The 14,488-nt window shown below is 58.3% G+C and carries 15 protein-coding genes; 11 read left to right on the forward strand and 4 right to left on the reverse strand.

Annotated features, from left to right (window positions below; genetic code table 11):
- Positions 1–243: 243 nt before the first annotated feature.
- The gene (locus HYE77_RS05220) at positions 244–1,332 is read right to left on the reverse strand and encodes an LLM class flavin-dependent oxidoreductase (RefSeq protein WP_177068511.1); all 1,089 of its coding nucleotides are present in this window, start codon (positions 1,330–1,332) and stop codon (positions 244–246) included.
- 250 nt (positions 1,333–1,582) lie between these two features.
- On the opposite strand from HYE77_RS05220, the gene HYE77_RS05225 reads away from it, so the two are divergent.
- From HYE77_RS05225 to HYE77_RS05240, 4 genes are all read left to right on the forward strand, one after another.
- Complete coding sequence (locus HYE77_RS05225; protein WP_003211316.1) at positions 1,583–2,446, forward strand: ABC transporter permease; 864 nt, start codon at positions 1,583–1,585, stop codon at positions 2,444–2,446.
- Position 2,447: 1 nt separating this feature from the next.
- Complete coding sequence (locus HYE77_RS05230) at positions 2,448–3,215, forward strand: ABC transporter ATP-binding protein (protein ID WP_008435484.1); 768 nt, start codon at positions 2,448–2,450, stop codon at positions 3,213–3,215.
- A complete protein-coding gene (locus HYE77_RS05235; protein WP_177068512.1) occupies positions 3,208–4,197 on the forward strand; it encodes an ABC transporter substrate-binding protein in 990 nt (329 codons plus the stop codon). The genes HYE77_RS05230 and HYE77_RS05235 overlap by 8 nt, the downstream gene beginning before the upstream one ends.
- Before the next feature lie 69 nt (positions 4,198–4,266).
- Complete coding sequence (locus HYE77_RS05240; protein ID WP_087694216.1) at positions 4,267–4,890, forward strand: hypothetical protein; 624 nt, start codon at positions 4,267–4,269, stop codon at positions 4,888–4,890.
- Here the strand turns inward: HYE77_RS05240 and HYE77_RS05245 are convergent.
- From HYE77_RS05245 to rfaH, 3 genes are all read right to left on the reverse strand, one after another.
- Entirely contained in the window at positions 4,842–5,189 is a 348-nt protein-coding gene (locus tag HYE77_RS05245) for a hypothetical protein (protein WP_087694217.1), read from the reverse strand. The two genes, HYE77_RS05240 and HYE77_RS05245, sit on opposite strands and share 49 nt — an antisense overlap.
- Positions 5,186–5,494: a hypothetical protein gene (locus HYE77_RS05250; RefSeq protein ID WP_023658750.1), complete on the reverse strand. Its 309-nt coding sequence runs from the start codon at positions 5,492–5,494 to the stop codon at positions 5,186–5,188. Before HYE77_RS05250 ends, HYE77_RS05245 begins: the two co-directional genes overlap by 4 nt.
- Before the next feature lie 120 nt (positions 5,495–5,614).
- On the reverse strand, positions 5,615–6,124 hold the full coding sequence (rfaH, locus tag HYE77_RS05255; RefSeq protein ID WP_003211330.1) for a transcription/translation regulatory transformer protein RfaH: 510 nt from the start codon (positions 6,122–6,124) through the stop codon (positions 5,615–5,617).
- A 232-nt stretch (positions 6,125–6,356) separates the two neighbouring features.
- Between rfaH and HYE77_RS05260 the strand changes: the two genes are divergently transcribed.
- From HYE77_RS05260 to HYE77_RS05290, 7 genes are all read left to right on the forward strand, one after another.
- Positions 6,357–6,797 carry a low molecular weight protein-tyrosine-phosphatase gene (locus HYE77_RS05260; protein ID WP_032899408.1) on the forward strand — a complete coding sequence of 147 codons (441 nt, stop codon included), beginning with the start codon at positions 6,357–6,359 and terminating at the stop codon, positions 6,795–6,797.
- Between the two features lie 45 nt (positions 6,798–6,842).
- On the forward strand, positions 6,843–9,071 hold the full coding sequence (locus HYE77_RS05265; protein ID WP_177022022.1) for a polysaccharide biosynthesis tyrosine autokinase: 2,229 nt from the start codon (positions 6,843–6,845) through the stop codon (positions 9,069–9,071).
- 105 nt (positions 9,072–9,176) lie between these two features.
- The gene (locus tag HYE77_RS05270; RefSeq protein WP_008435476.1) at positions 9,177–10,448 is read left to right on the forward strand and encodes a DUF6369 family protein; all 1,272 of its coding nucleotides are present in this window, start codon (positions 9,177–9,179) and stop codon (positions 10,446–10,448) included.
- Entirely contained in the window at positions 10,445–11,905 is a 1,461-nt protein-coding gene (locus tag HYE77_RS05275; protein WP_134326348.1) for an oligosaccharide flippase family protein, read from the forward strand. Before HYE77_RS05270 ends, HYE77_RS05275 begins: the two co-directional genes overlap by 4 nt.
- The gene (locus HYE77_RS05280) at positions 11,902–13,053 is read left to right on the forward strand and encodes a polysaccharide pyruvyl transferase family protein (RefSeq protein ID WP_177068513.1); all 1,152 of its coding nucleotides are present in this window, start codon (positions 11,902–11,904) and stop codon (positions 13,051–13,053) included. Before HYE77_RS05275 ends, HYE77_RS05280 begins: the two co-directional genes overlap by 4 nt.
- An 18-nt stretch (positions 13,054–13,071) precedes the next feature.
- Complete coding sequence (locus HYE77_RS05285) at positions 13,072–13,917, forward strand: polysaccharide lyase (RefSeq protein ID WP_371321555.1); 846 nt, start codon at positions 13,072–13,074, stop codon at positions 13,915–13,917.
- Positions 13,918–14,460 (forward strand): DapH/DapD/GlmU-related protein, encoded by a 543-nt coding sequence (locus tag HYE77_RS05290; RefSeq protein ID WP_102368815.1) that lies wholly within the window; start codon positions 13,918–13,920, stop codon positions 14,458–14,460.
- Positions 14,461–14,488 lie beyond the last annotated feature (28 nt).

Raw genomic sequence — 14,488 nt, forward strand, 5'->3', positions numbered from 1 at the left:
GACGGTGGAGCGGGTAAATCGGCAAGGATGCCGATTTAGCCGCGCCGGGCCATGGATGGCCCGTCGCGGCGGCCCGCGGAACCGGGCCGGAGTGCGGGCATGCCGAGCCTAGGCGAGGCACCGAGTGGTGGGGCAAAGACCTTTTGGTTACTTTTGGGGCGTTTGCCAAAAGTGACCCGCTGTAAGAGCGGAACCATAAGTGGCCGTTACCGAAGAAACGGATATGTACTCGGTCCCCCTCCCTCAGGCCACTTTTCCAGCCGCCTGGCGCTCCCGCTCAGCCACCAACTGCCGAGTCAGCGGAATCAGCCTCTTCCCGTAATCAATAGCATCATTCAGCGGATCAAACCCACGAATCAAAAACGTCGTGATACCCAGGTCGTAATAATCCAGCAACGCCTCGGCCACTTGATCGGCCGTACCCACCAGCGATGTAGAGTTACCCTGGGCCCCCAGCAACCCCGCAATCCCGGTCCACAACCGCTTATCCAACCGCGACCCCTGGGCCGCCGCCGCCAACAGCCGCCGCGACCCCTCATTCGGCGGTTCACGCCTCACAAACCCATTCTCCTCAGCCAGCGCCGTCGCCTGCTCCAAGATGCGATCCGCACGCTCCCAAGCCAGCGCTTCAGTCTCTGCCAGAATCGGCCGCAACGACAAACTGAAGCGAACCGTACGCCCATGCCTGGCCGCCTCAGCCCGCACCTGGGTGACCACTCCCTTCACCTGCTCGTAGGTCTCACCCCACAGCGCATACACATCCGCATGCTTGCCCGCCACCGCAATGGCCGCCGCTGAAGACCCGCCAAAATACAACGGTATATGCGGCTGCTGCGGCGACTTCACCGTCGAAAACGCACCCTCGTACCGGTAGTAAGTGCCGTGATGGTCGAAGGGCTTTTCACTGGTCCATTCCTGCCGCACCACGCTCAAGTACTCGTCGGTGCGCGCATAACGCTCATCCTTGTCGATATGACTGCCATCGGCCCGCAGTTCACGGTCGTCGCCGCCGGTGATGATGTGCACCGCGGTGCGCCCGCCGTTGAACACATCCAGCGTGGCGAACTGCCGCGCAGCGAGGGTGGGTTGGACGAAGCCGGGCCGGTGGGCAATCAGGAACTGCAGCTTTTTCGTCACGCTGGCCGCATGGGCAGCGATCAACGTACTGTCCGGGCTGTTGGAATGGAAGGCCACCAGCGCGCGGTCGAAGCCGGCCTCTTCGTGGGCGCGGGCCACGGTCTCCACGTAGTCGGGCTGCAAGGTCGGGCCGCTGCGAGGGTGGATCTCGGAGGCGTGGTGGCCGCCGATATAGCCGATAAATTCGATGCTCATGGTCAGTCCTTGTTGAGGGCAGGAATAAAGCTGCTATCGAAAATAGAGGCCGTACCCGAGCCTGTAAAATGCCGATTGGTTCTATCCTAATTATAAAAATACAGAATCATAGTTTTAGATTGTTATCAGTAATGCGCATTTTAATCGCATTAGGTTATTCCCAAATAGAATTTCACTGAGGTTTTTTATGCGAATAGCATGAAACCGCAGCGGCGCTCCTGGCCGTGTTCTTGATGAGGAAGGAAGCCCGATGACTGAAAAGTCCCTTAACGCCAGTTCGTTTTCCGTCGACAAGGCCGAGGGTCAAGCCGGCGTTGCATCCCGCTTGATTCCGCGCTGGCTGCGCAACTGGCGCACCCCCGATGTGTTGCTGCGGCTGGTCAGCCCGATTGTGTTGCTGTTGCTGTGGGAACTGGCCTCCGAGCTGGGCTTGATCCCGGCACGGATCATCGCCGCGCCGTCTCAGATTGGCGGCACCCTGTGGGCAATGATCGTCTCCGGAGAGCTGGGCAAGCACCTGCTGGTGTCCCTGCAACGGGCGCTGCTGGGCTTGAGCATCGGCGTGAGTATCGGGGTGGTGGCCGCGTTGATCACCGGCCTGTCGAAGCGCGGCGAGGTAATCCTCGACTCACCGATGCAGATGCTGCGCACCATTCCTTCCCTGGCACTGGTGCCGTTGTTCATCCTCTGGTTCGGCATCGGCGAGTTCACCAAGATCGCACTTATCGTTACCGGTACCACCTTTCCGGTGTACCTCAACCTGTTCGCCGGCATCCGCAACATCGACCCCAAACTGATCGAGGCCGCCAACACCCTCGGCCTCAACCGTCGCGAGCTGATCTGGCACGTGATCCTGCCGGGCTCGTTGCCTTCGTTTTTTGTCGGCCTGCGCTATTCCCTGGGCATCTCCTGGCTGGCCCTGGTGTTTGTCGAGCAAATCAACACCACCGCCGGTATCGGCTACCTGGCCAGTGATGCGCGGGACTTCATGCGCACCGACGTGATCGTGATCTGCCTGTTGATCTATAGCGTGCTGGGCCTGCTGATCGACGGCTTGATCCGCACCCTGGAACGTTTTGCCCTGGCCTGGCGCCCATCGTTTGTGAGGAACTGACATGTCGATTCTCGAAGCTTCAACAGCACCGGTGCAGTTGCGCAATGTGGTGCGCCAGTTCGGCCAGCAGCGGGTCATCGACGGCCTGGACCTGGATATCGCCCCGGGGGAGTTCGTTGCGTTGCTGGGCGCCAGCGGGTCCGGCAAGACCACTTTGCTGCGCAGCCTCGCGGGCCTGGACAGCATCGACAGCGGCCAGTTGCGCGTGCCCAAGGCCCGGGCGGCGGTGTTCCAGGAGCCGCGCCTGATGCCGTGGAAGCGCGCCTGGAAAAACGTGATTCTCGGCCTGCGGGTTCCCGACGCCAAGGCCCGTGCGGTGCAGGCGTTGACGGAAGTCGGGCTGGCCCATCGGCTGGAGGCGTACCCGGCGACCCTCTCCGGCGGCGAGGCCCAGCGCGTGGCATTGGCCCGCGGCCTGGTGCGCGAGCCCAAGCTGCTGTTGCTCGACGAACCCTTCGCCGCGCTGGATGCGCTGACCCGCATCAAGATGCATCGCCTGATCATCGAGCTCTGGCGCAAACACACGCCGGCCGTGTTGCTGGTGACCCACGACGTCGACGAAGCGATCCTGCTGGCCGACCGCGTGATCGTGCTGGCGGAGGGCAAGATTGCCGAGCAACTGCGCATCGACCTGCCCCGTGCACGGGATACCGGCCAGGACGGTTTCCAGGCGATTCGCGCGCGCTTGCTGAGCCTGTTGGGGGTTGAAGTGGACGCCCCCGCCGCCCAGCCTGCGAACGCCAGCGTCAGGCGGTTTGCCCATGGTTGAATTCAGAACCCTTTGCCTGTTGGCGGCTGCACTGCTGATGGGCGGCTGCGACAAAGCCGCTGAAGCGCCGAAGTCTGCATCGGATCTGTCGGGTGTGACCTTGATCCTCGGTGACCAGGCCAAGGGCTTGCGCACGGTGGTGGAGGCCGCCCACGCCCTAGATGGCATCGACTACAAGGTCCAGTGGGCCAACTTCCAGGGCGCCGCGCCGCTGTTCGAAGCCTTGCGCGCCGGCGCCGTGGACCTCGGCCCGGCCGGGGATACGCCGGTGCTGGCGGCTGCCACCGGAGGCACGCCGCTGCGTATCGTTGCGGTGCGCCGCAGTCAGGCGCGCAGCATTGCGATCCTGGTGCCGCCCGACTCACCGATCCACAGCGTGGCCGATCTGAAAGGACGCAATGTGGTGGTGTCGTCGGCCCGTGGGAGCATTTCCCAGTACCTGCTGATCCGCGCCCTGGCGAATGCCGGCGTGGATGAAAAGGACGTCAACGTCGGCTTCGTGCTGCCCACCGATGCATTACCTGCGTTCAACGCCGGCAAGATCGAAGCCTGGGCGACCTTCGGGGTGTACCAGGCGTTCGCCGAACAGCAGGGCGCGCGGGTGCTGATCAGCGGGGAGGGCATCAATACCGGCCTGACGTTTATTACCGCGTCCGATGAAGTGCTCAGCGACCCGCTCAAGCGCCAGGCGTTGCGTGACGTTTTGCAGCGGTTCGCCAAGGCTTTTGAATGGGCGCAGCATAACCCCGAGGAATACGCACGGGTGTTTGCCACGGTCAACGATATCCCGCTCAAGGTTTCACAGTTGCTGCGCACATGGGGTGATGAGTCGCTGCTGCCGGTAGAGGAGCGGGATGTGCAGGCGTTGCAGCAGGTGGATGATTTGTTTGTGGAAAAGAAGATTTTCCCGCACCGGGTAGAGGTACGGAAACTGACGGATACCGAGGTGTTTTCGCCGCAATCGCTGGCTGGCACGCCCTGAAGTCGTTGTGTTTTGCCCGGACCTGAGGTCTCATGGGTCCGGGGAAAACTTGCGGGTAGGGAACAGCACTTGATACGGGAAGAACTGGCGCAATATGGCGGTATCACCGTCATGATTCCGGCCGCAGTGGTGATCGCCGTCTGGCTCTGGTATTCCCGGCCCCAGGCGGTCAAGTGGTGGCTGATGACCATCGCCTGCACCTATTCCATCGTGGCGTTCAGCAAGTTGCTGTTCAAGGGCTGGGGCGTGGCGCTCCAGCAGCTGGATATTGCGGTGCTCAGCGGTCACGCCATGAATACGTCGTTGATGGTGCCCGTGGCGATGAGCCTGGTGGCGCGCCGGGTCAACCCCGAGTGGCGCTGGCCCGCAGCTATCGCCGGGATGTTGATCGCCGGCTGGTTCAGTGCCTATTGCGTGGCACCCTATATTCATCCACTCAACGAAGCTCTGGCCGGTGGCTTTTTGGGCGGCATGGCGGCACTGGCGTTTCTGTGGCGCCTTGAGGTGGTTGAAGTGCGGGTTTCCCCATCGTTGATCGGGGGGGGAATGGTGATCCTGTTGTTAAGTGCGATGGCACCCAAGTACAACGCCGAGAAGCTGCTCAACCATGTGGCAGTGGCCGTATCAGGTGCCGACCAGGCCCATCAGGAGCCTTCCTGGCGGGCCTCTTCCATGCAGTTGAACGCCGAGTAAGTGGCCAGGTCCAGGGCCAGGTTACTTTCCACCAGCAGCTCCAGCAGCACCGTCTGGCAATTGAAGCGTCGGGCATCGCCACGGCGCTGCGAACGCTTCATCTGCTTGAACAGCGTGTCGGTTATGTCCTGCGGTGAGATGCCGCGCAACTGATCCAGCCAGTGGGACATGATCCGGGTGTTGCGCGCATATTGCTCCGCCGGCAGTTGTTCGTGCGGTGCCAGGCCCACGAAACCTTCAAACGTGTTCGTCAGCCTTTTCAAGGCGTAGGCCCGTTTCAGATCCTCATAAATGCTCATGGCCGCTCCTCGGTGCAGGAAATATTCGCCAATAGTTCGGCCGTCTTCATTTGCATCAGGTGGCTGTCGCCGCGGCTCTCCACGCACAGGCAGATGGACAGGGGATTGCTCACCTGCAACTTGAAGCGCCAGTCGGCAAACACCATTGAAAGCCCGGTACAGGATTCGTCACTGTCCAGGGAATGGCCGGCGTATAACACCTGCATGCGTTCTACAACGGTGGTTGAACTATTAACCTTGACGTGAATGTTTCCCGAAGAAGGAAACAGGCCGATACGCTCTACCAATAGCTTTGAACTTTTCATGGCCGTCCCTCGCTGTTAATTCACGTATTACTTTATTCTCAAGAGGTGAAAAAGTAAGCGGATGTTATTTTTAGTCTGTTATTAAGTTGAATGTTATTTCTTGTCTGTTCAGCGCCGCTATCAGTCACTTCTTTGCACTCGGCTGATTTCTGCCAATGGCAAGTTGATGCGTTGTTCCCGTTGCAGGAAGTTCATCAGCAACACCACACGTTCCTCACCGTCCATGGCCAGGAAGACCGCTTCAAGTTCGGCAAACGGCCCTTCATTGATGCGCACGCTTTCGCCGGGCTGCAACAGGGCGCTCACCACGGCCTGGTGGTCGCGCTCCTGGAGTTCGTCCACCAGCGTGTCGCTGATGGGCAACGGGTGCGCGCCGAATGCCACCACCCGCGACACACCGCGGGTCGAGCGCAGTGAGCTCCAGCTGTCCTGCTGGCTCATTTGAATAAACAGATAGCCTGGAAACAACGATTCACGGGTGGTCCTGCGCTGGCCCTTCAACAGCCGTTCGCGTTTATAGGTAGACCGGAAGCAGGTATAGCCCTGGCGCTGGAGGTGCTCCTCGGCGCGCTCGTCCTGCCGGGATTTGCACTGGACCAGGTACCAGGCTTTGTTGGCATTTGCGCTCATGGGCGTTCCTCTTCCTATATAGGGCGATACGTGACAAGGCTGTAATTTAAAGCCGATGGGAGTGACGAAGTAATGAATGTTATAAATTGTCGGTTTGAAGGCGGTGGTTGTTATTTTTCGTCCGGAGATAATTTTGGGGGAAGTAAGGGTTACGTGTTAATAAATACTGCCGTGAAGTAATGAAGTTGAAGAGGTTGCTTCATGGGGTAATGGATGGCCCGGGGATAGTGCCTTGTTTAAAAGAGTGTTGATTGTCTGTATTGGCAATATTTGCCGTAGTCCCACCGCGGAAAGTCTTTTGCGTGGCGCACTCCCGTGCTCCGATATCAAGATCAGTTCTGCAGGTATTGCCGCGTTGGTCGGCAAGCCGATTGAAACCACCGCCCGTGCGGTACTCGAAGCCCACGGTCATCCGGCCGACAAGCACCAGGCCACCCAGTTGGCGCCACAGGCGATCAGTGAAGCCGACCTGATCCTGGTCATGGAACGACAGCACATCAATGCCGTACTCAGCATGGCGCCCGAGGCACGAGGCAAGGTCTTGCTGCTGGGCAAATGGCAAAACGAGCGAGAGATCAGCGACCCGTACCGTCAAGGCAAGGCCGCGTTTGTGCACGCTTATGCGTTGATCGAAGAGGCTGTAAACGCATGGGCGCAGCGTCTTGCACGCTGATCGCCACTACTTTTTGAATCGAAATAAAGGCTAAGAATCCGACTTATGCAGCAAACGCCAGCAGTCACCGTACAGGAAGACGATAACGGGGAGATTGATCTCCTCGGTCTGTTTGGAACACTGATCGACCATAAATGGCTGATCGCTGCGGTGACCGGTGCCTTTATGGTCACTGGCGCCGCCTATGCGGTGCTGGCAACCCCGGTCTACCAGGCGAATGCCCTGCTGCAGGTCGAAGCGAAAAAGAACGACTTGCTGGGCTTCTCGGACATCGGCGGGATGCTGGGCAAGGAGTCGCCGTCGGCCACCGAGATCGAGCTGATCCAGTCCCGCTACGTGATTGGCAAAACCGTCGACAACCTGAAACTCGATATCGTCGTACAGCCGATGTACTTCCCGGTAGTGGGTGAGTTCCTGGCGCGCCGCTTCCAGAAGGCCAACCCCGGTGCAATCGCCGAGCCGCTGCTGGGCCTGGACAGCTTCGCCTGGGGCGGCGAGTCGCTGAAGATCTTCAAGCTGGACCTGCCCGACGGGCAATTGGGCAAGAAGCTGACCCTGACCGTGGGTGAAAACGCGCACTACACCCTGGTGGATGAAGATGACCAGGTGCTGGCGGCCGGCGAGGCCGGGCAGCCGTTCGAGCAAAATGGCGTGGCATTCCAGATTGAAGAACTGCGCGCCAAGCCCGGCACGCGTTTCCGGGTGATCCGCAATGCGCGACTGACCAGCATCCTCGACTATCAGGAGAACCTGGATGTGGTCGAGCGAGGGAAGGAGTCGGGCATGATCGGCCTGGCGCTGGAAAGCACCGAGCCGGACCAAGCGATCAAAATCCTCAATCAGATCGCGGCGATCTACGTGCGGCAGAACGTGGAGCGCACCTCGGCTGAGGCGGCGCAAAGCCTGGCGTTTCTCAAGGAGCAACTGCCGGAGGTCAAGAAGGACCTGGAAAAAGCCGGGAAGGCCTTGAATGAATACCAGACCCGCAGTAAGTCGGTGGACATCACCCTGGAAACCAAGGCGATTCTCGACCAGATCGTGGGCCTCGATACCAGCATCTCCGAGCTGAAGCTGCAACAGGCCGAGATGGACCGCAAGTTCACCCGCCAGCATCCCGCGTATCGCGCATTGCTGACTCAGATCGGCGAGCTGACCAGCAAGCAGCAGAGCCTGGCGAGCCGGGTCGAGAGCCTGCCTTCCACCCAACAGGAACTGCTGAGCCTCACCCGGGATGTCGAGGTCGGCACGGCCATTTACACCCAGTTGCTCAACAAGTCCCAGGAACTCGATGTGATGCGCGCGGGCACCGTGGGCAACGTGCGCCTGATCGACACCGCAGACGTCAATTTCTTCAAGCCGATCAAGCCGAAAAAGATCCTCATCGTGCTGATCGCGACGCTGCTGGGCGGCTTCCTGGCGGTGACGCTGGTGCTGCTGCGCAAGGCGCTGAACCGTGGCCTGGAAAGCCCCGAGGCCATCGAGCAACTGGGCTTGCCGGTGTACGCGTCGATTCCGTACAGCACGCTGCAAAAGGTCGAAGAAGACAAAATCACCCGCGGGCGTGGGCGTGCCGATGCCGGTTCTTCATTGCTGGCCATCAGTCACCCCACGGACCTGGCAGTGGAGGCCTTGCGCAGTTTGCGCACCAGTTTGCACTTCGCGATGCTCGAGGCGCCGAATAACCGGATCATGATTTCCGGCCCCAGCCCCGAGGTGGGTAAAACCTTTGTCTCGGTGAACCTGGCGGCGGTCATCGCGCAAACCGGGCAGCGCGTGTTGTTGATTGACGTGGATATGCGACGGGGCTACCTGCACAAAGTGCTGGGTGTGCCGGCCAAGGATGGGCTTTCCGACATCCTCTCCAATCAATGCACCCTTGAATCCGCCATCCACAAAACCGCCATTGAAAACCTCGACATCATCAGCCGCGGGCAAATACCGCCGAATCCTTCCGAGCTGCTGATGCACCGCAACCTGACCGAGCTGTTGGCGCAGGTCAGCGAACGGTATGACCTGGTGATTCTGGATACGCCACCGCTCTTGGCCGTGACCGACGCAGCCATCGTGGGACGGCAATCGGGGACCAACCTGATCGTCACCCGCTATGGCTTGAACCCGGCAAAAGAGATCGAGCACACCATGCGCCGATTTGCCCAGAACGGCATCGTGCTCAGGGGCGCGATCTTCAACGGCGTTGAAAAGAAAGCGTCGGCCAAATATGGCTACGGCAACTATGGGTATTACCAGTACGAGTACCAGGCTGATCGGAGCTGATTCACCACTGTAATTGCAGGATAGAGGTCACGTTTTCAGGAAATGAACGAAAAATCCTGGGGCGGTAGCGTGCCAAATTCAAATCAGCATAAAGAATACCCAGCCATGTTTTACCTGTTATCCCTTATCGCGCTGTCAGCGGGTTTGCTCGCGGCGAAAAATCCAAAATACTCAATCGTAGTGTTCGGGATAATGCTGGCTGTTATTCCCACGGGTAACTCCTACAGCGAAATAATCTCGCTCAAGGGTATCTACTTCTTTGACTTTTATATCGTGGGCGGGCTGGGCGCACTGCTGATCCGGCAGGTGGCTACACAGAAGAAACAATTGACGGTACCGGGCGGCCTGCTTTTTGGTTGCGGGCTGTATGTGGTGTTACTCGCCTGCGGCCTGCTGGAGTCCTCGAACAAATACCTGTTGAAGGATGTTCGGCCGTTTATAATGATCCTGTCATTTATCGTGCTCTCGAACATCGCGACCCTTGCCGCAAAAACGCTGAAGTTGCAGACAGTGCTCCTGCTATTGATCGCGATGACCGCCTTCAATGTGCTGGACATTGCCTGGTTACGCTTGGGCTTGTACAAGTTTCAAGACGTCTACTACGAAGAAAACGCCTACCGCTACCTGGACGGCGGTACGTACGCCGCCGTGGCCTACCTGATTTATTACTTCATAGACCCACGGCTGTTCGAACACAGGAAAAAGCTCGCAAGCATTTGCCTGGCCACTTCATTCATCTGTTTGTTCATTGCCAACTCTCGCTTCATCTTTGTCTCGGTGTTTGCGGCGATCATCATCCACCAATACACCCGGCCGGCCCGCATGATAGGCGTTGCCCTGGCCGGGGCGGTGGTGCTGATGGCGTTCATTGGCATCAGCAATATGATCGGGGCTGATCGAATCAATGATGGTTTGTCGTCCGAAGGCATGGCCGCCCAATTGGCCACGCGCTTCAGCCCGGCGCTGGAGTTGATCCGCGGCATGAACCCGCTGCATTACTTTGTGGGACTGGGCGCGGGCACGCCGTTCGAGATTCCCTGGTTCGAGTACCGTGGCCTCGATGACAAGAACTCGAATATCGACAGTGCCTACCTAACCTACTTCGTTAAGTACGGGCTGATCGGCGTGTACTTGCTGTACGTGTTCATTACCTCGATTACCCAGCACATGAACAGCCGGGTGGCGGTTTCGATCGCCATCTTTCTGGGGGTGATGTTCGTTGTCTCGGCCACGCCTTATCAGCCGTACGCCATCGGTATCGCGTATGGCGCGATTGTGCTGCGGGTCTGTTCCGAACACACCGCCAGGCAACGCAAAAAGATCCTCAAGCCTGGCCAGCCGCTGATAACCACACCCTTGCAGGTGAATGCCGGATGAACAGCACACTGTTGAAAAAGTTCGTGTCCAGTACGGCATGGAGTTTCGTTTCTGCCGTGGCCACCAAAGTGTCGGTGGTCATCACCGGCATCCTGGTTGCCCGGGTATTGGGTGCGCAATCGTTTGGCGAGTATGGCTTGATCCAGAGCGCGATTGTGATGCTTGCCAACGTCGCCGCCCAAGCCACCACCACGGCAACGGCCAAGCATATCGGGCAGTTCAAGGAGACCTGTCCCGAGAAGACCGGCAGGGGCATCGCGCTGACGCTGCTGTTCTCGGTTGTGTTCAGCGGGATGATCATCGGGACAGCGCTGTTTTTCCCGCACTTTTTCTCCAGCGTTATCCTGGGGGCAGACAGCCTCAGCGCTGCATCGCTGATCGTATTGAGCACCATCACGTTGATTATCCTGTCGGGATGGACCCAGGGCTGCCTGACCGGTTGGGGCCAATACCGGACAATCGCGACCATCAACGGAATCATTGCGATTGTCGCGATCCCGGCGACGTACTTCCTGACCCTGCAGTTGCGACTCAATGGTGCGCTGCTGGGCTTGGCCGGTTCTCAATTGCTGATCGTGTTCTTCAGCGCACTGGCCTGCTGGAAGACTTTGAAGGCCCGAAATACCACGCTGAGTTTCAAAGGTGCAATGACTGAAAAGCACGCAGTGCTGTCGGTTGGCCTGCCGGTATTGCTGACGGGGTTGATGGTCGCCCCGATGAACTGGTTCGCCAACAAGTTGCTGGCGGAAACAACTAACGGCCTTGCCGCATTGGGCATGTACGCCGCCGCGATGCAATGGAACGCGATCTTTTCCCATGTTTCCGTGGTGTTGGGCTCTGTGCTGGTGCCGATGCTGGCCGCCGCGCTGGGCGGTAAAAGCCGCAAGTTGGACGCCTTGAACTTTCTGTCGGGCTGGCTGGTGGTGTTGGTGATCATACAGCCGGTGATCATGTTCCCCGAGTTGCTGGCCAAACTGTATGGCAGCAGTTTCCTGGGGCGGGATTTTGAAGTGACATTAGTCCTGGTAATCCTGGGTTCGCTGCTCAGTGCATTCAAGTCCGGTATTTCAAGAAAGATGATCGTGATGAACCTGGCCTGGTTCAGTGTGATGAGTAACATTCTATGGGGAGTGTTATTCATTGCCGGAGCACTGTGGCTTCGGGAAGAAGGTGCAATCGGGATTGCCAAGGCATTTATCGGTTCGCAGTTTATTCACTTCCTGCTGGGACTGCCGTATTTCGTCTACAAGAAGATATTACCTCTGGAGTTGCTCGTATCTCCCAGGATCCTGATCTTGTGGACATTGCCTTTCATCAGTTTCATATCGAGCGCCTATGTCGAAAGTGTGCTGTATCGATTAATGATCATGGCGCTGATATTTATCTACATTCTCGCAACAACGTTTGCCTTGAATGCCGTGTTTAATGACCCCGTGGAAAATGGAAGCCCAGCATGAATATCAGCAAAGTATATATCCGGGGGGCATACGGTCCTGGTAATTTGGGTGATGACGTATTAATGCTATGCGTGATCAATATTCTGAAAAAACGCTTTAAGGAATCGGATATAGCGGTGGGTGTCGATCATCCGCAGATCGCCAGGAACTTCAACCCGCGTATCAAGTGGCTGCACATCAAGGAGCCGGTCAAGGCTGACCTGGTGGTGTTGGGCGGTGGGGGCCAGTTCTTCTCGTTTATCCCACCGGCCAAAGAGGCGGCTGCCAACAAAGGCATCGTGGCGAAGCTGTGCAAGAGCATCAAGGCGCAGACCGACCTGAAGTCCACGCTTCTGCGTTTGTATGTCGGGTTGCGCGGTGGTGTCGACAGGATCTATTTCCACCGGCGCCTGGCAGCGTTCTGCATTGGCCTGGGCCCCTTCGATGGCGGCGGCAAGCTGCTGACCCGCGCCGTCAGCGTGATCAATCGCTGTGACTACATTTCCGTGCGGGACGGTACCAGCCAGCAGCATTGCAAAGCCTTCGGAAAGTCCGACGTCGAGGTGTACACCGACCCCAGCCTGCTTTCCGACCTGTGGATCTCCAGCAAAGACCTGGAGGTCGGCAGCCTCAAGAAGGGCAAGTACCTGTCCTTCATCCTGCGCGACTGGCCCCATGACGCGAACGGGCAACAGTTCATCAAGGCGATGGTCCAGGCCGCGGATGAGCTCGCCAAGCGTGGCGAGCAGGTACGCCTGGTCTCGCTGTACAAGGAACGTGACCAGCACCTGATCGACAAGTACCACACGTTCGAATGGTTGTGCTGGGACGCGGCGGGCGATACGCCCGAAACCTTCATGGCGAAACTGATCGTCGAGTCCGACGTGATCATCAGCGCCCGTGCACACGGTGTACTGCTGCCGGCTTCCCTGGGCTTTCCCACCATCGCGGTTGAAATCGAAAACAAGCTGAAAAAAGTCCATGAAATGCTGCCGCAGGGCACCCGGCTGGTCAGCACCCCAGACCCTGAGGTGATCAAGGCCACCATCAGCGAATTCCGGCAATCCAAGGCGCAAATGGCCGAGCACCTCAAGCAGGAGATCGCCCAGCGTTCTTCCCTTGCGCAAAAAGCGGTCGACGACTTTTTGAAATGGGTCGATGAAAAATAAAGTGGAGGGGCAACCGACGTGAAAAAGACAGCCTCGACGCTACTCATTGTGGCGTGCGCCCTGCAGGTGGCTGCCAGCGGCGCATCTGAGTTGAACGACCGTTGCGAGCCAGGCATCAAGAACATCTACCCGTCACTGCCGGACATTTCGCAGATGGCCGACGGGCCCCAGGCGCAAAGCAGCATCAAGGGCAGGGCCAACCTGACGAACAAGGCCTACAGCCAAAAGATCAAGGACATTGCCGTGCATTTTCCGGCCGGCTCCTATGACCCGGGTTCGATGGTGCGCCTCGGGTTGCCCTACGGCGGCATTGAATTCAAATCCCCACTGCCGCAACCGGGCAGGGAATGCCTGGTACTGACCTATGAGTTGAAGTTCGACAGGAATTTCGACTTTGTAAAAGGCGGCAAGCTCCCGGGCCTCTACGGTGGCACCGGCAATACGGGCGGCAAGATACCGAACGGCCATGACGGCTTTTCCACGCGCTACATCTGGAAAGAAAAGGGCGCCGGCGCCATTTACGCGTATTTGCCCACCAGTAAAACCTGGGGCACGGCAGTCGGGTTGGGTTCCTGGATCTTTACGGTGGGGCAATGGCACAGGTTGGAGCAACTGGTGAAGTTGAATACGCCGGGGCAGGCCGACGGTGTGATTTCCATTTGGTACGACAACCAGCTGGTGCACTCGGAAACCGGGCTGACGTTTAGAGACACGCCGGAGATCACCATCGACGGCTTGCTGTTTTCGACGTTCTTCGGTGGCAATAACCCGTCTTTCGCCACGCCGGTGAGTACCAATATCCGCTTCAGGAATTTTGTGATGAGTTCACAGCGCGTAACGGATACTGCAGGGCAGGGCGAGTAGATGAAGAACCTGAAGCTGAACATCAAGAAGGCCGCTGTTGCGCTGTTCAATACGCTGCTCAGCCTGGCGTTGTTTTTCAATCTGCGACGCGCGTTGCTCCGGGCAACCGGATGCCGGGTGGGCGCCCGGACCACGATCCACCGCAACGTGGTGTTTTTCTCCTTCGGCAACTTCTCGGTCGGGAAAAACTGCACGGTCAATTACGACTGCTACCTGGATAACCGGGCGGGCATCCGCATCGGCGACAACGTCAATATTTCCCATAACACCCGGATTTATACGCTGGGCCACGATATTGATGACCCCATGAGTTGCCTGGTGGGGAAGCCGGTGTTGATTGAAGACAATGCCTGGATCTTTCCCAATGTGATGGTGATGCCAGGCGTCACCATCGGAACAGGCGCGGTTGTTTATCCGGGCAGTGTGGTCACGCGCAACGTTGCAGCGTATTCGATCGTGGGTGGCAATCCGGCCAAACATATCCGCTTCAGAAACAACACTATTCGATACAACGCCGACTTTCCGATCTGGTTTGCAGTGTAAGCAATCTCACTGGCCCCACCTTTATTTA

Origin of the sequence: Pseudomonas sp. IPO3774, from assembly GCF_013386835.1 — a bacterium.
GTDB lineage: Bacteria > Pseudomonadota > Gammaproteobacteria > Pseudomonadales > Pseudomonadaceae > Aquipseudomonas.